The sequence below is a fragment of the Dictyoglomus sp. genome (genome assembly GCF_049968615.1).
Classification (GTDB): domain Bacteria; phylum Dictyoglomota; class Dictyoglomia; order Dictyoglomales; family Dictyoglomaceae; genus Dictyoglomus; species Dictyoglomus turgidum.
This window is the reverse complement of record NZ_JBMFQK010000010.1, coordinates 30,398-48,760: the sequence shown is the minus strand read 5'-3', so window position 1 is coordinate 48,760 and position 18,363 is coordinate 30,398. Positions and strand designations below refer to the sequence as shown.

The 18,363-nt window shown below is 34.2% G+C and carries 13 protein-coding genes and 3 tRNA genes; 13 read left to right on the top strand and 3 right to left on the bottom strand.

The features are described from left to right. The first annotated feature begins 1 nt into the window (after position 1). From uvrB to ACP5QL_RS07560, 4 genes are read left to right on the top strand one after another with little or no spacing between them, the layout of a single operon-like run. Positions 2 to 1,990, top strand: a complete 1,989-nt coding sequence (gene uvrB, locus ACP5QL_RS07575) for an excinuclease ABC subunit UvrB (RefSeq protein WP_012583249.1) — start codon at positions 2 to 4, stop codon at positions 1,988 to 1,990. Further along, positions 1,987 to 4,830, top strand: coding sequence for an excinuclease ABC subunit UvrA (gene uvrA, locus ACP5QL_RS07570; protein ID WP_272996364.1), 2,844 nt, complete (start codon positions 1,987 to 1,989; stop codon positions 4,828 to 4,830). Before uvrB ends, uvrA begins: the two co-directional genes overlap by 4 nt. Further along, complete coding sequence (locus tag ACP5QL_RS07565; RefSeq protein ID WP_272996362.1) at positions 4,814 to 5,296, top strand: methylated-DNA--[protein]-cysteine S-methyltransferase; 483 nt, start codon at positions 4,814 to 4,816, stop codon at positions 5,294 to 5,296. The genes uvrA and ACP5QL_RS07565 overlap by 17 nt, the downstream gene beginning before the upstream one ends. Beyond that, positions 5,259 to 6,212 carry an ROK family protein gene (locus ACP5QL_RS07560; protein WP_428126567.1) on the top strand — a complete coding sequence of 318 codons (954 nt, stop codon included), beginning with the start codon at positions 5,259 to 5,261 and terminating at the stop codon, positions 6,210 to 6,212. Before ACP5QL_RS07565 ends, ACP5QL_RS07560 begins: the two co-directional genes overlap by 38 nt. Positions 6,213 to 6,228: 16 nt before the next feature. Here ACP5QL_RS07560 and ACP5QL_RS07555 read toward each other — a convergent pair whose 3' ends face one another. Further along, complete coding sequence (locus ACP5QL_RS07555; protein WP_012583253.1) at positions 6,229 to 6,948, bottom strand: LolA family protein; 720 nt, start codon at positions 6,946 to 6,948, stop codon at positions 6,229 to 6,231. Positions 6,949 to 6,962: 14 nt separating this feature from the next. Beyond that, entirely contained in the window at positions 6,963 to 7,997 is a 1,035-nt protein-coding gene (locus ACP5QL_RS07550; protein ID WP_428126563.1) for a hypothetical protein, read from the bottom strand. A 69-nt stretch (positions 7,998 to 8,066) separates the two neighbouring features. Between ACP5QL_RS07550 and ACP5QL_RS07545 the strand changes: the two genes are divergently transcribed. From ACP5QL_RS07545 to ACP5QL_RS07505, 9 genes are all read left to right on the top strand, one after another. Beyond that, positions 8,067 to 9,431 carry a sugar transferase gene (locus ACP5QL_RS07545; RefSeq protein WP_012583255.1) on the top strand — a complete coding sequence of 455 codons (1,365 nt, stop codon included), beginning with the start codon at positions 8,067 to 8,069 and terminating at the stop codon, positions 9,429 to 9,431. 24 nt (positions 9,432 to 9,455) lie between these two features. Then, the gene (locus tag ACP5QL_RS07540; protein ID WP_012583256.1) at positions 9,456 to 9,980 is read left to right on the top strand and encodes an HNH endonuclease; all 525 of its coding nucleotides are present in this window, start codon (positions 9,456 to 9,458) and stop codon (positions 9,978 to 9,980) included. Between the two features lie 22 nt (positions 9,981 to 10,002). Beyond that, complete coding sequence (locus ACP5QL_RS07535; RefSeq protein WP_428126556.1) at positions 10,003 to 12,615, top strand: calcium-translocating P-type ATPase, PMCA-type; 2,613 nt, start codon at positions 10,003 to 10,005, stop codon at positions 12,613 to 12,615. Continuing rightward, positions 12,581 to 12,994 carry a LysM peptidoglycan-binding domain-containing protein gene (locus ACP5QL_RS07530; RefSeq protein ID WP_273334261.1) on the top strand — a complete coding sequence of 138 codons (414 nt, stop codon included), beginning with the start codon at positions 12,581 to 12,583 and terminating at the stop codon, positions 12,992 to 12,994. The genes ACP5QL_RS07535 and ACP5QL_RS07530 overlap by 35 nt, the downstream gene beginning before the upstream one ends. Positions 12,995 to 13,039: 45 nt before the next feature. Continuing rightward, a tRNA-Phe gene (locus tag ACP5QL_RS07525) sits at positions 13,040 to 13,115 on the top strand. Positions 13,116 to 13,208: 93 nt separating this feature from the next. Beyond that, positions 13,209 to 13,285 (top strand) — tRNA-Arg (locus ACP5QL_RS07520). 144 nt (positions 13,286 to 13,429) lie between these two features. Next, positions 13,430 to 14,542, top strand: coding sequence for an ABC transporter ATP-binding protein (locus ACP5QL_RS07515; protein WP_012583259.1), 1,113 nt, complete (start codon positions 13,430 to 13,432; stop codon positions 14,540 to 14,542). Positions 14,543 to 14,647: 105 nt separating this feature from the next. Next, positions 14,648 to 16,210 carry a 1,4-alpha-glucan branching protein domain-containing protein gene (locus tag ACP5QL_RS07510; RefSeq protein ID WP_012583260.1) on the top strand — a complete coding sequence of 521 codons (1,563 nt, stop codon included), beginning with the start codon at positions 14,648 to 14,650 and terminating at the stop codon, positions 16,208 to 16,210. Positions 16,211 to 16,213: 3 nt separating this feature from the next. Beyond that, a complete protein-coding gene (locus tag ACP5QL_RS07505) occupies positions 16,214 to 18,274 on the top strand; it encodes an alpha-amylase/4-alpha-glucanotransferase domain-containing protein (protein ID WP_428126549.1) in 2,061 nt (686 codons plus the stop codon). A 7-nt stretch (positions 18,275 to 18,281) separates the two neighbouring features. Here the strand turns inward: ACP5QL_RS07505 and ACP5QL_RS07500 are convergent. Beyond that, positions 18,282 to 18,358, bottom strand: a tRNA-Arg gene (locus ACP5QL_RS07500). Positions 18,359 to 18,363: the final 5 nt, after the last annotated feature.

Sequence of the window (18,363 nt, the reverse complement as noted above, 5' to 3'; positions counted from 1 at the left end):
TATGAGTGGATTTATATTAGTATCAGAATTTAAACCCTGTGGTGATCAACCTCAGGCAATAGAGAAGCTTACTGAAGGAGTTAAGAGGGGTCTTAGATATCAGACCCTTATAGGGGTTACTGGTTCTGGAAAGACTTTTACCATGGCAAATATTATTGCAAATGTTCAGAAGCCTACCCTTGTTATTGCGCCTAATAAGACCCTTGCTGCGCAGCTTTATAGTGAATTCAAAGAGTTTTTCCCATATAATGCAGTGGAATATTTTGTGAGTTATTATGATTATTATCAGCCTGAAGCCTATATTCCGCAGACTGATACCTATATTGAAAAAGATGCGGACATTAATGATAGAATAGATAGACTAAGACATAGTACTACAAGTTCCTTGTTGTCCCGAAGGGATGTAATAGTAGTTGCGAGTGTTTCGTGTATTTATGGTTTAGGTTCCCCTATGGATTATGCAGAGATGATTCTTAGAGTAAAAAGAGGAGAAGATTTACCAAGAGAGACTTTGCTTAGAAAACTTATTAAGCTTCAGTATGAAAGAAATGATTACGAATTTACCCGAGGAAAATTTAGAGTGAGGGGAGATATAGTGGAGGTATTTCCAATAGGGGGAGAGACTGCTATAAGAGTTGAGTACTGGGGAGATAATATTGAAAGAATCTCCGAGATTGACCCTTTAAATGGGAAAAGAATTATTGATTTTAATGAGGTTTTTATATATCCTGCAACTCACTATATAGCACCTACAGAAAAAATGGAAAGAGCTATAGAGTCAATAAAGAGGGAACTTACAGAGAGACTTGAGGAATTAAGAGCTCAGGGTAAATTCCTGGAAGCAAAAAGGCTTGAAGCGAGAACTCTATATGATATTGAGCTTTTAAGAGAAGTGGGCTATTGCAAGGGAATTGAAAACTATTCAAGGCATTTTGATGGGAGAAAGCCAGGAGAACCTCCTTACACTCTTCTTGATTATTTTCCTGATGACTTTCTTGTATTTATTGATGAGTCTCATCTTACTATTCCTCAACTCCGGGCCATGTACCATGGAGATAAGTCAAGGAAGGACAATTTAGTAGAATATGGTTTTAGATTACCCTCTGCCTATGATAACAGACCATTAACCTTTGAGGAATTCTGGGAGCGAGTTCCACAAGTAATTTTTGTTTCTGCTACTCCTGCAGAGTTTGAACTTTCGGTTTCAGAACAGGTTGTAGAGCAACTTATAAGGCCTACTGGCCTTCTTGATCCTGAGATAGAAGTACATCCTACTGAGGGACAAATAGATCATTTGATATCTGAGATAAAGAAGGTGGTGGCTCGAGGAGAAAGAGTACTTGTTACTACTCTTACTAAGAGAACTGCAGAGGATCTTGCTGAGTATCTTTCAAATCTTGGTATTAATGTAACTTATTTGCATTCTGAGATAGAAACCTTAGAAAGAACAGGAATTTTACAGAATTTAAGGCTTGGAAAATTTGATGTTCTTGTGGGGATAAACCTATTGAGGGAGGGGCTTGATCTTCCTGAAGTGTCCCTTGTAGCAATTCTTGATGCAGATAGGGAGGGATTTTTGAGATCCGAAAGATCTCTTATTCAGGTTATGGGAAGGGCTGCAAGGAATGTAAATGGAAAAGTAATAATGTATGCCGATGTAATCACTGAATCCATGAGAAAGGCTATTCAAGAGACGGAAAGAAGAAGGAAGATACAGATGGAATATAATAAGGCTCATGGGATAATTCCAAAATCCATTAAGAAACCAGTAAAAGAGGTCTTTGATTTTGTTGAAGCAGTAGCAGAAAAGAAAGCTGATTACAGAGCAATCTCTAAGAAGTTATCCATAGATGAAATTGAAGAGGTAATAAGACAGCTTGAAAAAGAGATGTATGAGGCAGCAGCAGAACTTGATTTTGAAAAGGCTGCATATTTAAGGGATCAGATTAAAGAGTTAAAAAATGAATTGAGAAAGAAGACAAAATTATGAGTGAATATATTAAAATCCGGGGAGCAAGAGAGCATAATTTAAAAAATATAAATATAGATTTACCAAGAAATAAATTAATAGTGTTCACCGGCATCAGTGGTTCAGGCAAGTCATCTCTTGCTTTTGATACAATTTATGCTGAGGGACAGAGAAGATATGTGGAATCTTTATCTACTTATGCAAGGCAGTTTTTGGGGCAATTAAATAAGCCTGATGTAGACGTTATTGAGGGGCTTTCACCAGCCATCTCTATAGATCAAAAGACCGTTATAAAAAATCCGCGATCTACTGTGGGTACTGTTACGGAGATTTATGATTATCTCAGACTTCTTTTTGCAAATATAGGTAAACCTTATTGTCCTTTTTGCGGTATAGAAATTTCTGCCCGAACATCCCAAGAGATTGTAGAAAAAATATTAGCATTGCCTGAAGGAACAAGAATTCAAATATTATCACCATTGGTTAGGGGAAGAAAAGGTGAATATAAGAAACTTTTAGATAACCTGAGGAAAGAGGGTTTTCTAAGGGTAAAAATTGATGGTGAGATGTATAGTCTTGAGGATGAGATAGAATTAGATAAAAATAAGAAACATGATATTTCTGTAGTTATAGATAGGTTAGTTATAAAACCTGATATTAAAACAAGACTCTCCGATTCTATAGAACTTGCTTTAAAACTTAGTGAAGGACTTGTTATAGTAGAAGAATACTTAGAGGATGGAAGAATCGAAGAGCACATATTTAGTGAAAATTTCTCTTGCCCTATATGTGGTTTTAGTTTTGGAGAAATAACTCCAAGACTTTTTTCCTTCAATAGCCCTTATGGGGCATGTCCTGCTTGCTCTGGACTTGGAGGTAAAAAAGAATTTGATCCTGATCTTATTTTAGATTATGAAAAATCTATTTCTGAAGGTGCAATCATTCCGTGGGGTAAAGAAATCTCTCCTTATTATAAAATATTGCTTGCTAATGTAGGAAAGAAGCTTGGTTTTAACCTTGATACCCCTTTAAAGTACTTTACTGAAAATCAATTAAAGGCACTTTTGTACGGAGTTCCCTTTGCTGTTGAGGTTCATTTTCCTGACTGGGATATCGATGGTTATAGACATTTTGAAGGCTTAATAAACATTTTTAACAAAAGATATGAAGAAACAGAGTCGGAGGATGTAAAGAATTTCTATGAAAGATTTATGGTGTTTTCTCCATGCAATGTGTGCAATGGTACAAGACTTAAGAAAGAAGCCTTGTCAGTTTATGTCAATGGTAAAAATATTGCAGAAGTTTCTGCGATGAATATGTTTGAGCTAAAGAATTTCTTTGAAAATTTGAATTTGGATGGGAGGGAAAAAATAATTGCCTCTCCTATATTGAAAGAGATTCTTCAGAGAGTAAATTTTCTTATTGAAGTAGGAGTTGACTATCTTACCCTTGATAGATCTGCAGATACCCTCTCCGGAGGGGAATCTCAAAGGGTTCGTCTTGCAACTCAGATTGGTTCAGGACTTGTAGGAGTCATATATGTATTAGACGAACCAAGCATAGGTTTGCATCCTAGAGATAATGAGAAATTAATTAAGAACCTCAAGAGTTTGAGAGATCTTGGTAATACAGTGATAGTTGTGGAACACGATGAAGAAATAATGAGATCTGCGGATTTTATTGTGGACATTGGTCCAGGAGCAGGAGAAAAAGGAGGAGAAATTGTTGTAGCAGGACCTCTGAGTGAAGTTTTAAAACACCCTACCTCTATTACTGCTCAATATTTGAGGGGTGAAAAGAATATACCTATTCCCAAAAGGAGAAGAACTGTAGGGGGAAGATGGCTTGAGATTAAAGGAGCAAGGGCAAGAAATTTAAAAAATATAGATGTAAAAATTCCTCTTGGAACTTTTGTTTGTCTTACTGGAGTTTCAGGTTCTGGTAAAAGTACCCTTGTGGAGGAAATCATATATCCTGCTCTTCAAAAGGCAATCCATGGAAAGAAGATAAAAAGTGAGTATTACGATGAGATAAAAGGAACAGAGTATATTGATAAAGTAATTGTAATAGACCAATCTCCTATAGGAAGGACTCCTCGTTCTAATCCTGCTACTTATACTAATCTTTTTACCGAAATCAGAGAACTTTTTGCTCAGCTTCCTGAAGCAAAAATGAGAGGTTATAAACCAGGTAGGTTTAGTTTTAATGTGAAGGGTGGAAGATGTGAGGCATGTAAAGGAGAGGGGATGGTAAAAGTTGAGATGCATTTTTTGCCTGATATTTATATTCCTTGCGAAGTATGTAAAGGGAAGAGATACAATAGTGAGACTTTAGAAATAACTTATAAAGGAAAAAATATAGCTGATGTTCTTGAGATGAGTGTTGAGGAGGCGTTAAAATTTTTTGAAAACTTTCCTTCCATACGGAGAAAATTAGAAACTCTATATGATGTGGGTCTTGGATATATAAAATTGGGACAGCCTGCCACAACCCTTTCAGGAGGAGAGGCTCAGAGAATTAAGCTTGCTGCTGAACTTTCCAGAAGAAGTACAGGGAAGACTTTTTATATCCTTGATGAGCCCACCACAGGTTTGCACTTTGCTGATGTAGAAAAGTTGTTAAATCTCCTTCATAGACTTGTAGATCAGGGAAATACTGTTCTTGTTATAGAACATAACTTAGATGTGATAAAAACTGCAGATTATATCATAGATTTAGGACCAGAAGGTGGAGATAGAGGTGGAGAGATTATAGCTGAAGGAACTCCGGAAGAGGTTGCCATGAATGAACGATCTTACACAGGGAAATTTTTAAGAAGGATACTTTCTAAAGAGGAGGTTAAAAGTGAAAGGGGCCCTTAGGGTAAATAACGGATTTATAATGGTTGAATATGAAAAAAGTGTAATTAAAAGAATATATTGGACATATAAGTGTGAAGAAGAAAAGGACTTTCCAGGAAAAGAGCTTTTTATTGATTACTTTTTAGGTAAAAAGGTGGATTTTGGAGATTTAATTATTGATTTAAAGAGAGTTCCACCTATTTTTAAAAAGATTTATGAATTTACCAGAGAAATTCCTTATGGAAAAGTTATAAGTTATAAGGGTATTGCAGAATTTCTTGGTAATAGTAAACTTCAAAGGGTTGTGGGTAATGCTATGAAAAGTAATCCCTTTTTAATTGTGGTTCCTTGTCATAGGGTTGTAAGGAGTAATGGTAGTATAGGAAATTTTTCCCTTGGAAGTGAATTTAAAAAATACCTCTTAAACTTGGAGGGGGTAAAAATAGAGAATGAAAAGATATCTTGCCTTAGATATTGGTGGCACTAAAATTGCCTGTGGAAGATTTACGGAAGATGGAATCTTAGAGGAAAAAATTGTATCTCCCACAAAAGCTGAAAGGGGATATAGAAAAGTTTTAGAAGATATAATTTTAAATCTTTTGAAGTTAAAAACTGAAGATACAATAGCACTTGGGATTGGTACTGCAGGACCTTTAGATAGGATTAAGGGAGAAATATACTCTCCACCTAATCTTCCAGGATGGGACGGAGTCCCTTTGAAGAGAGATCTTTATGAGAGTTTAAAAATTCCTATTTTTATGGATAATGATGCTAATGCTGCCTGTTTAGGGGAATACCTTTTTGGAGCTGGAAAAGGAGTAAAAAATATGGTCTATATCACAGTAAGCACTGGAATAGGTGGAGGAATTATTGTTAATGGTGGTTTACTTCATGGGGTAAGAGATAGTGCGGGTGAGGTAGGGCATCAAACTATACTTCCCGATGGACCTTTATGTAATTGTGGAAATAGGGGATGTTTAGAAGCTCTTTCTTCTGGAACAGCTATTGCTAAAAGAGCAATGGAAGAGATTAAGCACAATAAAGATACCATATTAAAAGGGTGGGCAGAAAGAGAAGAGTTAACTGCAAAACATGTCAGGGAAGCCATGCTTATGGGAGATAAGGTAGCAAAGGAAATTTGGGATTCTGCCATGGAGTATTTAGGAATAGGTGTAGGAAATATTATCACCATAGTTTCACCAGAAAAAGTAGTCATAGGTGGAAGTGTAGGACTTTCTGGGGAAGATGTAATTGAGAAAATAAAAGAGGTCATTAAAAAAAGAGTTTTTCTTGTTCCTACGGATAAAGTAGAGATAGTTCCAGCAAGGTTAAGAGAAGATGTAGGTCTTTATGGAGCCTTTGCAGTAGCTTTAACAGAAATGAGAAATAAAGAAGGGGGTTAATTTTACCCCCTCCCCATTATTTTGATGGAGCCATGAAGGGCATAGTTGTATTGAAATTTAGTGGTTCTTTCTGTTTTATTATCTTTCCTGGAGGAAAGGTTCTTAAAGTATTTGGAGACAAATTGGAGTTAATTTTAATATTCTGCCATGCTATTTCAATGTAAGGTCTATTTTGAACATCATAAACTATTAACTTTATAGGGGTATAATCCTTGGTGATATAAAACTCAAAGGAGGAATAATTAGCCTTTAAATCTGCCTTTAGCGGTACCCCTGTAATTTTATAAAGTTTTTGATTCTTATCTATAATTTCTTCTACTTTAAGGGAAAAATCTTCTTTATTTCCTACCATAGGAAGGCTTGAAAAAGACATGGTTGAGGTTTGGGTCATAGTATAGGGCGCTTCAATTATTTGTTTTGTGGAAGGGGAATACATCCTTGTGATTTTTTTCTCCCCATCAATTAGAATGATCTGTCCTGCCATGAGAGCTGGCTCTGTAAAGTCTATCCTTAATATTTCAGGATTTTTTATTGCTTTCATTTCCATAGACATCTTTGTAGGTAAGCTTTCTCCCTTGCTTGAATAAGAGTATACTGTTATGCTCATTTTCATACTTATATCCCTTGCTAAGCTCCATTTTTGTTCAAGGTTTTTTAGGATATCTTCTCCTGTTTGGGCATATATCATGGAAAAGCCCAAAAAGAAAATTATAAGAAAACTAAAGATCCTCTTCATTTTTTAAGCCTCCTTCAGAATTGGTATGTTATTCTGAGCCCAAGACTGGTATCTTCTTGGGTTATGCTTTTCTCATACTTGATATATATGCTGTTCCACATGGTACCCTCAAGGGTTGGAAAATTCAATGCTATTTGCATATAAAGCCAGTTATTATTTTTGGAAGATAAAATATACCTTGCTGAACTTGTTAAATTCAAGTAATTGGACAAATTCCAACCCAAATTTATTCCAAGGTTGATTTTATGTTCCGCTTTTTTTACATTATAAAAATACCCAAGCATATATTCTGGGAATAGATTTGAGGATAAAGGTAAATTTAAACTGATTATTCCTCCAATATCTCCAGGATCCAATAGGTAAAAAGAGGGAGTATTAGGGTTGATATATCCAAAGAGTGCTTTTATAGATAAGCTTCCTATAGAGAGGTTTGTACTATTCAATGCACTTAAATAGAGAATAGAATTTTTTAAAAATATGCTGGCATCTTGAATTATGATTATATTCCCCAGAGGAAGACTGGTTTTGTTTAAGAAGGAGGCATCAATTAAATAATTTTCCTGAGAATCATTGATAGAAGTTAAAGATAAATTGATATATTTATTTTCCCCTATAGGCAAACTCCAACCCAGAATCTTTAAAGGGACATCATTAGTTAAGTGAGTATAGTAAGGGAGATCAGGAAATTTTCTTGCTCCATATCCTGACATATAAAATATCTCGTTGTTATAAAGATAAAAGCTAAGATGAAACCCTTTTAGCTGCAAGTTTTCTGATATTAGATTGATTTTTGGATAAAATTCTCCAAGAGTAAATCTTAAATATGGGGTTTGTAAAAAAGTTTTATAGGAGAAATTTGGGCTAGGATTATAAAATATGGAAAATCCAGCTCCTAAATTTTCACTCCACCATTTTTCCGCAGAAAAAATATAATCTTGTCCATAAATTGAGTTGACTTCAGTACTGAGTTCAAGATTCCCCCATTCTTGAGAAAAGGCTGGTGAAAGTATAAAAACAAGAACTAAAAGAAGTAAAATTGTTTTTCTCATAACTCCCTCCCTTTTTGACAATTTCTATAATTCTTTTTATAATCCAAAAAGGAATATTTAGCAAGTATTATGGATAAGCAAAGATTAGATGCTTTTTTTCTTTTAATATTGTTTATTTTGGATTTAATCCTATTAAGTCTTGCCCTTACTATTGCTTATAATATTCGTTTTAATCTTTTGAGTAAAATTAGGTATTTCTATGTGGAGCCAAACGAAGTGCCTGAGTTTTTCCCTTATTATCTTGGCATAAGTATTATACTCACAGTGTTATGGATTATTTTACTTATTCTTAACCGAGTCTATAGTGTTAAAAATATTTTTTCTTATTATCCCGTGGTTAATGCTATTACTGTTGGGATATTCCTTGTTTCTTCTTTATCCTTTTTTTATAGAGAGTTTTCTTACTCAAGGCTAGTTTTTATCTTGGCTTGGGGAGTTGCTCTTTTTTTGACTTTTATTTCAAGGGTAATTTTATATATTGTAAGGGCAGTAGTTTTAGGTAGAAGACTATCAAGGGCTTTGATTATTGGTAATAATGAATTTGCAAAATCTATAATTTCCTCAGGAAAGATTAGAGATTATGCTGAAATAGAAAAGGATAAAATAGATTTTGGAGAGCTTGAAAGTTTTGTTGATCAAAGGAATATTCAGGAAATTATTGTGACAGGAGAAATTTCTGATGATGAATTACTAAAACTAATATCTTTAAAGAGAAAAAGAAGTATTTCTATTAAAATAGTCCCCGAAGGGTATCTTATTTTTGCTAAAAGAATTTCTTTTGATGAGATTAGTGGCATTCCCATATTGGAGATAGAGATATCTCCTTTAGAGGGGTTCCAAGGATATATAAAGGAAATTATAGACTTTCTTTTGGGAACATTGGCTTTGATACTTTTTTCTCCTCTCTTTTTAATAATAGCACTTCTTATAAAATTGGATTCTCCAGGGCCTATTTTTTATAAACATCTGAGAGCTGGAAGATATGGTAAACCTTTTTATCTTTGGAAATTTAGGACCATGTATAAAGATGCGGATAAAATATTAGATAAGTATCCTGAATTAAAGAGGGAGTTTGAAAAAGAGTTTAAATTAAAAAATGATCCGAGGGTAACAAAAGTGGGGAAATTTTTAAGAAAATTTAGCTTAGACGAAATTCCTCAGATATTTAATATCTTAAAGGGGGAAATGAGTGTCGTAGGTCCGAGACCAGTGACTTTTAAAGAATTAGAAAAGTATGGAGAATATGCTGAAGAGATTTTGAGAGTAAAACCAGGTTTAACAGGACTTTGGCAGGTAAGTGGAAGAAGTGATGTAGACTATTCTCAGAGAATAAAATTTGATCTTTATTACATCCAGAACTGGAGTATTTTATTAGATATAAAAATTATATTAAAAACCATACCTTCAGTGTTACTTGGTAAAGGCGCTTATTAAATTATGCTATAATTTTTAATAGCTATGGAAGACATTCTTAATGAAATGGTATTAGTACTTAATAGTAATTATGAGCCCTTAGATGTATGTAAAGTGAAGAGGGCAATAATTCTCATTATGCAGAAGAAAGCTGAAACTATAGAAACCAATAGTGGAGTTATAAAATCTGCATCTATGGAAATAGAAGTACCCTCAGTTATTAGACTGCTTTATTATGTGAAAAGACCAAGGTTAGAGTTAAAACTGTCTAGAAAGGGAATTTTTCTAAGGGATAATTATACATGTCAGTATTGTGGTAAAAAAGGTGGTGAGCTAACTATTGATCACGTAATCCCGAAAAGACTTGGAGGAAAGTCTGTGTGGGAAAATCTTGTTACCGCTTGTAAAGAGTGCAATCACAAAAAGGGTGATAAAACCCTGGAAGAAGCTAATATGAAGCTTCTTAGAGAGCCCAAACCACCAAAGAATGTACATTATTTTAGATTGACAAGGTATTTGGATTACGATAAAAATGAGGGATGGAAAAAATATTTCTTTATAGATGAATAGCTACTTTAAAGGAGGGTCTTATTTGTGGTATAAACTTACAAAAGATGAGGTATTAAAGGAATTAAAGGTTGATCCTGAGCATGGTTTATCAGAAGAAGAAGTTAGAGAGCGAAAAAAGATCTATGGAGAAAATAGGATTCCTGAGAAAAAATCAAAAAGTTTTCTAAAAATATTCTTAAACCAATTTAAGGAGTTTCTTACCGTTGTTTTGTTAACTGCAACCTTAATTTCTTTTCTTCTTGGAGAAACAAAAGATGCCGTTGCAATTTTACTTATTGTTATGATAAATGCTATTCTTGGGAGTTTTCAGGAATATAAAGCTGAAAAGACCCTTGAATCTCTTAAATCTTATGTCTCCCCAAAAGCAAAGGTAGTAAGAGATGGAAAGATTTTGGAAGTGAATATCGAGGATTTGGTACCCGGAGATTTGGTTTTAATTGAAGAAGGAGAGAAAATACCAGCTGATTTAAGGCTAATTGAAACTAATAATTTACAAGTAGACGAATCTATTTTGACAGGAGAATCTGTTCCTGTGAGAAAGGATGCAGATTTTATTACTCAAGAGGATATAACTCTTGGAGACCAGATTAATATGGGATTTAAAGGAACCACTGTCATAACTGGAAAAGGAAAAGGAGTAGTGGTTGGTACTGGCTTAAATACAGCCTTAGGAGATATTGCAAAGATACTTTCAGAAATGGAGGAAGAGCCAACTCCTCTTCAGAAAGACCTTGAAAGACTTGGAAAGCAACTAACTTATGTTATTCTCTCTCTTGTAGCTATTCTTCTTTTTATTGGGATTATACAAGGAAGAGAATTCTTTGATATGTTTCTTACCGCAGTAAGTCTTGCTGTTGCAGCAATACCCGAAGGACTTCCTACGGTAATAACTATTCTTCTTGCCCTTGGAGTTCAGGAGATGGCAAAGAGAAAGGCAATAGTTCGTAAACTTTCTGCTGTAGAAGCTTTAGGAGCAACTTCGGTAATTTGTACGGATAAAACAGGTACTCTAACTGAGAACAAAATGGATCTTGTAAAAGTGGTGTTGCCATATGGAAAATTAATAGATAAAAGTAATTACCAAGAAAATAAAGAGGAGATAAAAGAGATACTTGAAACAGCCTTTCTTGCCAGTAGTGTTAGGATAACTCATGATGGTAATTATATAGGGGATGCCTTAGATGTGGCTATTTATAAAAACTTTAAGGAGATTTATGGGGAGATTGGTGAAAATTTAATAAAAATAGATGAAATTCCCTTTGATTCTGCAAGAAAAAGAGTAAGTGTTTTATATAAAGATCTTGTTAGAAGTAAATATAGGTTATGTATCAAAGGGGCAGGAGAGGAAATATTGAAAAGAAGTACTTATTATAAGGACAGAGATACTCTAAGGTTGATAAGTGATGAGGATAAAAAAAGATTTATAGAAATACAGGACTCTCTCTCAAAGGAGGGATTAAGGGTTCTTGCTATTGCGAAAAGGGAAATTGATAATATTATTGATAAAGAAGAATGGGAAGAAGAATTAATCTTTTTAGGTTTTATAGCTTTTATTGATCCTTTGAGAGAGGGAGTTAAAGAGGCTATAGAGAAGTGTAAAGAAGCAGGAATAAGACCAATTATTGTAACAGGAGATTACCTCCTTACTGCTAAGAAAATTGCCGAAGATTTAGGAATAGATGTCAACAATGGTACTTTATATACTGGATTAGATTTGCAAAAACAGGATTTGAATGGACTTGATTGGAATAGTGTGGTTCTTTTTTCCAGAGTCCTCCCTGAACAGAAAATGAATATAGTAAAGGAGCTTAAAGAAAGAGGAGAGATAGTAGCCATGACCGGAGACGGAGTGAATGATGCTCCTGCACTAAAAATGGCAGATATAGGGGTGGGAATGGGACTTAGGGGAACAGATGTGGCAAGAGAGGCGTCTGATTTAGTGCTTTTAGATGATAGCTTTGCAACCATAGTTAGGGCAGTAGAGGAAGGAAGAAGAATTTTTGATAATATTAGGAAGGTTACTTATTATTTGTTATCTTGTAATTTTAGTGAAATCTTGGTAGTCAGTTTAAGTGTGTTCTTAGGTTATCCTTTACCTTTAACTCCTATAGAGCTTTTATGGATAAATTTGGTGACCGATGGTTTTCCTGCTCTTGCTCTTGGAGTAGAACCTCCAGAGAGGGATATAATGAGTAGAAAGCCTCGTAAAATTAACGAGGGAATAATTAATAGACAAATGTGGAAGAATATTGTTATTGATGGAATATTGATGGGGGTAATAGGATTTGTACTTTTTATAATGGGAGTAAATAAAAATGTGAATACGGGGAGAACTATGGCTTTTACAGGGATTGTTTTTTCTCAAATATTTCAAGCCTTGAGATTGTCCTTAAAGAGAAGAAAAAATTTCTTTAAAGAAATTTTTTCTAACGAATATTTAAGTCTTGCAGTGTTCTTCTCTATTCTCCTACAAATTCTCGTAATATTTACCCCCTGGGGAATAAGGTTCTTCAATTTAGAAAGACTTAATATGGAAGAATTTTTGTTGGTTTTATTATTGTCTTTAATTCCTTTATATATGCTAATAGGAGAGAAAATTTATGAAAAGATTTTTAAGAGAAGTATTAATTTATAGTATAAGTTTCTTACTTATAGCTTTTTTGACAAGTCAGTTATTTTCTTTAGAGAAAAGACCTTATTTTGAAAACTCCGAGTTCGTAAGAAATAATAAATTAAACATAGAGAACAAGACTTTAACTCAAACCTTAGTATATACTGAAACTTTTAAAGCTGATGTAAACCAAAACAACGTATCTAAGACTGTAACTGTCCAAGAGATAAAGCAACCAGATAAAATAATTTATGAGGTAAAAGTTGGAGATACCATGATAGGAATAGCTCAAAAATATGGTGTAGATTGGAGAGAAATAGCTAAGGTTAATAAGTTAAAAGATCCAAACTATTTAGTGGTAGGGCAAAAATTAATCATACCTTTGAAATCTAAAAACCAATAGACACTTGTCTATAAGATAGTTATTTGATATAATTCATTTAAGAGTGCGGACGTAGCTCAGTCGGTAGAGCGAGGGACTGAAAATCCCTGCGTCGGGGGTTCGATTCCCTCCGTCCGCACCATAATATAGAGGGGAATAAGTTTATTAAAATTGAAAAGAATAAAATTTGATATAAAGTGTAGTTTTCTTTTAAATGTTTCAAAAAACTCCCGAAGCGCCCGTAGCTCAGTAGGACAGAGCAGCGGTTTCCTAAACCGCGTGTCGGGGGTTCGAATCCCTTCGGGCGCACCAACTTTGAATACTCGTATTCTCTCCTACCCTACGCTTCAATATATATACAATGGAGGTGGTATTTTATAAAAATAATCTGCAGCTTTTTGTCAAACTACGCTTTGTTTATTTCTTTTAATAGAAAAGTTTAGGGAGGTAGGAGAAATGGCAGAAGTAAAACTTGAGAATGTTACCAAGAGATTTGGGGATGTTATAGCGGTCAATAATGTAAATCTGGAGATTAAGGATAAGGAATTTATTGTATTAGTTGGTCCGTCGGGTTGTGGTAAGACTACCACATTAAGAATGATTGCAGGATTAGAGGAAGTAACATCAGGTAATATATATATTGATGGAAAAGTGGTTAATGATGTTCCTCCAAAAGATCGTGATATAGCAATGGTATTCCAAAACTATGCTCTTTATCCCCATATGACAGTTTATGACAACATGGCTTTTGGTCTCAAATTAAGAAAGTATCCAAAGAGTGAAATTGATCGTAGAGTAAAGGCAGCAGCAGAAATGCTTGGAATTGAAAATCTTTTAAAAAGGAAGCCAAAGGAACTTTCAGGTGGTCAAAGACAGCGAGTTGCTTTAGGTCGTGCTATTGTCCGTGAACCAAAGGTATTTTTGATGGATGAGCCTCTTTCTAACTTAGATGCAAAATTAAGGGTACAAATGAGAGCTGAGCTTAAAAAACTTCAGAGAACTCTTGGGGTTACTACCATTTATGTTACTCATGATCAAACAGAAGCGATGACTATGGGAGATAGAATTGTGGTAATGAAAGACGGAGTAGTGCAACAGGTAGACGATCCTCTAATAGTTTATGAAAAACCTAATAATGTATTTGTAGCAGGTTTTATAGGAAGCCCTCCAATGAACTTTATTGATGCCACCTTATCTTCTGATGCGAAAATTCTTGATTTAGGTAGCTTCAAACTTGGGATTCCCGCTGATATGCAAGGTTTTGTAGCAGAGCAAGCTAAGAACTACCTTGGCAAGAAAGTAATATTAGGAGTAAGACCTGAGCATATTTATGAGGTAAGCTTGATAAAGACCGAAGACCTTATTCCAGAAGCGGTGGCAGATATGAGAGTAGAAGTACTTGAGCCTATGGGAACAGAGGTATATTTGTATCTTATAAATGGTCCAGTAAGTGTGGTTGCAAGGGTAGGCTCTGAAACAAAAGCAAGGATGGGTGAAAACGTAAAAGTAATGTTTGATTTGAGAAAGATGCATCTTTTCGACCCTGTAAGTCAGGTTGCAATAATTTAAAAATTTAAGGAGGAAGGGGTATTAGGTATATGATTAAGAAGGGGGAAAGTAAATTCCCCCTTCTTTAATAATTGATAACTAACATGTGTTAATAAGGAGGTTATTATGATAAAAAAATATTTTAATTTAGTTCTTCATTCCCATCTTCCCTATGTTAAAAAAGCTGGAAGATGGCCCTTTGGAGAAGAATGGTTTTTTGAAGCTATGTTAGAGACCTATATACCCCTTTCTATGGTTTTTTATAGACTGGTAAATAAGGGTATAGATTTTAAATTGACTTTGGGAGTTACGCCTGTTCTTGCAGAACAAATGCTTGACCCTTATATGATATATGAGACAGAAAAATACATAGAAACCAAGATAGAATCTGCATATAAAGATTTAGAGAAGTATAATAAAGAAAATAGAAAAGAAACAGAAGTGATCAGATTTTATATTAATTATCTTAATGAGATTTTCGAATTTTTTAAAAATAAAATATCCATGGATGTTCTTGGTTTTTGGAGGAAACTACAAGATGAAGGATATTTAGATATAATCACATCCTCTGCAACCCATGCATATTTGCCACTATTAAAGAAAAAATCCTCCATATATGCTCAGCTTTATGTAGGTAAAGAAGTTTATATGAGAAACATGAAGAAAGAGCCTAAGGGAATATGGCTTCCTGAATGCGCTTATAAACCTGGAATTGAAAAATTCCTTGAAGAACTTGGAATACGTTATTTCTTTGTAGATACTCATACTATCCTTGGAGGAGAACCTTTAAGTTATCCTGATTTAAATGTAAAAAGAGAGAAACAAGATAAAAACATTTATAAGCCATATTTAGTTTCTGGAAGTAATGTGGCTGTTTTTGGCAGAGATAGCAGAACAGGTATGCAGGTGTGGTCAGCTGAGTGGGGATATCCGGGGGATGGAGTTTATAGAGAGTTTCATAAGAGATCAGAAACTTCAGGACTTCAATATTGGAGAATAACAGATAAAAGAAAAGACCTTGGAGAGAAGGATGTTTATGATCCTCAAATTGCGAAAGGTAGAGTTTATGAGCATGCAGAACATTTTGTAAGGGTTTTGGAAGATGAAATCAAATCTGATGGTATAATAACTGCCATGTACGATACAGAACTATTTGGGCACTGGTGGTTTGAAGGAGTATGGTTTTTAGAAAGAATTTTTGAATTATTAAATGAAAGTAAAAAGGTTAAGAGTATAAATTCTGTTTTGGCTCTTGAGAAATGTCCTCCTGATGAGAGAATTGAGCTTCCTGAGTCTTCTTGGGGTAGAGGAGGAAAGCATGAGGTGTGGTTAAATGATGAGACGGTAATGTTGTGGGAAAAGATTTATGAGATTGAAGAAGAAAATGAAAAATTTATTGACAAAGTTAAGATTACCCAATTGAATTTATGGAAGGAAAAAGTTATAAGGCAAGCTTGTAGGGAAAAGTTATTGCTTGAAAGTAGCGATTGGCCCTTTTTAATTACTACGGGTCAGGCAAAAGAGTATGGGTATAAGAGATTTGAGGAACATTATTCAAACTATAAAACTTTATTAAATTACTTTGATCTGAAAGAGGTTTCAGTAAAAGAATTTGAGTATTTAAAGAAACTTGAAAATAAAGATTCTCTTTTTAGCTTTATAGACTATAACATATTTGAAAGGAGGTAAAGAATGGAGAAAGGCATATATTTTTCTTTGGGGATTCACAATCATCAACCTGTAGGGAATTTTGATTTTGTAATTGAAAAGGCTTATGAGATGAGTTATAAGCCTCTTATTGATTTCTTTTTTAAATATCCTGACTTTCCTATAAATGTTCATTTTTCGGGTTTTTTATTACTTTGGCTTGAAAGGAATCATCCCGAATACTTTGAAAAATTAAAGATCATGGCAGAGAGAGGACAGGTTGAATTTGTAAGCGGGGGCTTTTATGAACCAATCTTGCCTATAATACCTGATAAAGATAAGGTGCAACAAATAATAAAGCTAAATAAATACATATATGATAAATTTGGACAAAATCCTAAAGGAATGTGGCTTGCCGAAAGGGTATGGGAACCTCATCTTGTTAAATACATTGCAGAGGCAGGTATAGAGTATGTGGTAGTAGATGATGCCCATTTCTTTTCCGTAGGATTAAAAGAAGAAGATCTTTTTGGGTATTATCTAATGGAAGAACAAGGATATAAGCTTGCTGTATTTCCTATAAGTATGAAGTTGCGTTATTTAATACCTTTTGCTAACCCTGAAGAAACCATTACTTATCTTAATAAATTTGCCTCGGAAGATAAAAGTAAAATTGCCCTTCTTTTTGATGATGGAGAGAAATTTGGATTATGGCCTGATACTTATAAGACAGTATATGAGGATGGATGGTTAGAAAGATTTGTGAATAAAATAAAAGAAAATTTTTTATTAGTAACACCTGTTAATTTGTATACCTATATGAAGAAGGTGAAGCCAAAGGGAAGAATATATCTTCCTACAGCTTCTTATAGAGAGATGATGGAATGGGTTTTATTTCCTGAAGCTCAAAAAGACCTTGAGGATCTTATGGAAAAACTTAAAAGTGAAAGCTTATGGGATAAGTTTTCTCCTTATGTAAAGGGCGGATTTTGGAGAAACTTCCTTGCTAAGTACGATGAATCTAATCATATGCAGAAGAAGATGCTCTATGTATGGAGTAAAGTTCAAAACTATCCTGATGGGGAGATTAAAGATAAGGCTGAAGAAGAAGTCTTTCAGGGACAGGCAAATGATGCATATTGGCATGGTATTTTTGGAGGGCTTTATCTTCCTCACTTAAGGACTGCCATATACGAACATTTGATTAAAGCAGAAAATTATATTGAAAATTATGACCTGCATTATAAGATTTTTGACTTGGATTGTGATGGAAATGATGAGTTAATTCTTGAATCTCCTACTTTTAATTTGTATCTCTCTCCTATGCATGGAGGATCACTCCTTGAATGGGATTTTAGACCTAAAGCTTTCAATCTAACTAATACTTTAACTAGAAGAAAAGAAGCATATCATTCTAAATTATCTCAGGTAAGCTCTGATGTTCAAGGAAAGAGTATACATGAAAGATGGAGTACAAAAGAGGAGGGCTTAGAAAAAATACTCTTTTATGATAACCATAGAAGGGTTTCTTTTATTGAGAGAATTTTTAAAAAAGAGCCTACCCTTGAAGATTTATGGAAGAATAGCTTAAAAGCCGAAGTTGACAGTTTTTATAAAGAATACGAATATGAAATAAGTAAAGATGAGAAGAAAATCGTAGTATATTTTAAAGGAGATTATAAAGATTTTGAAATCCATAAAAGATATCTTCTTTATAAGAATGAGCCTTTTATTGATGTGGTTTATGAAATTAAAAATATCTCCAAAGAACCTATAACTTTAAACTTTGGATGGGAGATAAATATTAACTTTTTAGCACCAAATCATCCTGATTACTACTTTTTAATAAGAGATCAAAAATATCCTCTCTCTTCTTTTGGAGTTGAAAAAGTTAATAATTGGAAAGTATTTTCGGGTATAGGAATAGAATTGGAATGTTCTTTAGATATGGAAACTATTTTGTATAGATATCCTATAGAAACGGTGTCTCTTTCTGAGGAAGGATTTGAAAAAGTTTATCAAGGAAGTGCTCTCCTTCATTTTTATAAGATAGATTTGCCCATTGACTTTAACTGGAAGACCTCAATAAGATTTTTAGTTAAATAGTTTTTACTGGTGCGCCCGAGAGGATTTGAACCTCCAACCCTCGGCTCCGGAGGCCGATGCTCTATCCTTTTGAGCTACGGGCGCACCAT

Bases quoted from the DNA above. Each gene is read 5' to 3' on its own strand.
- uvrB (WP_012583249.1), top strand. From the start codon at position 2: ATGAGTGGATTTATATTAGTATCAGAATTTAAACCCTGTGGTGATCAA.
- uvrA (WP_272996364.1), top strand. From the start codon at position 1,987: ATGAGTGAATATATTAAAATCCGGGGAGCAAGAGAGCATAATTTAAAA.
- ACP5QL_RS07560 (WP_428126567.1), top strand. From the start codon at position 5,259: ATGAAAAGATATCTTGCCTTAGATATTGGTGGCACTAAAATTGCCTGT.
- ACP5QL_RS07555 (WP_012583253.1), bottom strand. From the start codon at position 6,948: ATGAAGAGGATCTTTAGTTTTCTTATAATTTTCTTTTTGGGCTTTTCC.
- ACP5QL_RS07550 (WP_428126563.1), bottom strand. From the start codon at position 7,997: ATGAGAAAAACAATTTTACTTCTTTTAGTTCTTGTTTTTATACTTTCA.
- ACP5QL_RS07545 (WP_012583255.1), top strand. From the start codon at position 8,067: ATGGATAAGCAAAGATTAGATGCTTTTTTTCTTTTAATATTGTTTATT.
- ACP5QL_RS07540 (WP_012583256.1), top strand. From the start codon at position 9,456: ATGGAAGACATTCTTAATGAAATGGTATTAGTACTTAATAGTAATTAT.
- ACP5QL_RS07530 (WP_273334261.1), top strand. From the start codon at position 12,581: ATGAAAAGATTTTTAAGAGAAGTATTAATTTATAGTATAAGTTTCTTA.
- ACP5QL_RS07515 (WP_012583259.1), top strand. From the start codon at position 13,430: ATGGCAGAAGTAAAACTTGAGAATGTTACCAAGAGATTTGGGGATGTT.
- ACP5QL_RS07510 (WP_012583260.1), top strand. From the start codon at position 14,648: ATGATAAAAAAATATTTTAATTTAGTTCTTCATTCCCATCTTCCCTAT.
- ACP5QL_RS07505 (WP_428126549.1), top strand. From the start codon at position 16,214: ATGGAGAAAGGCATATATTTTTCTTTGGGGATTCACAATCATCAACCT.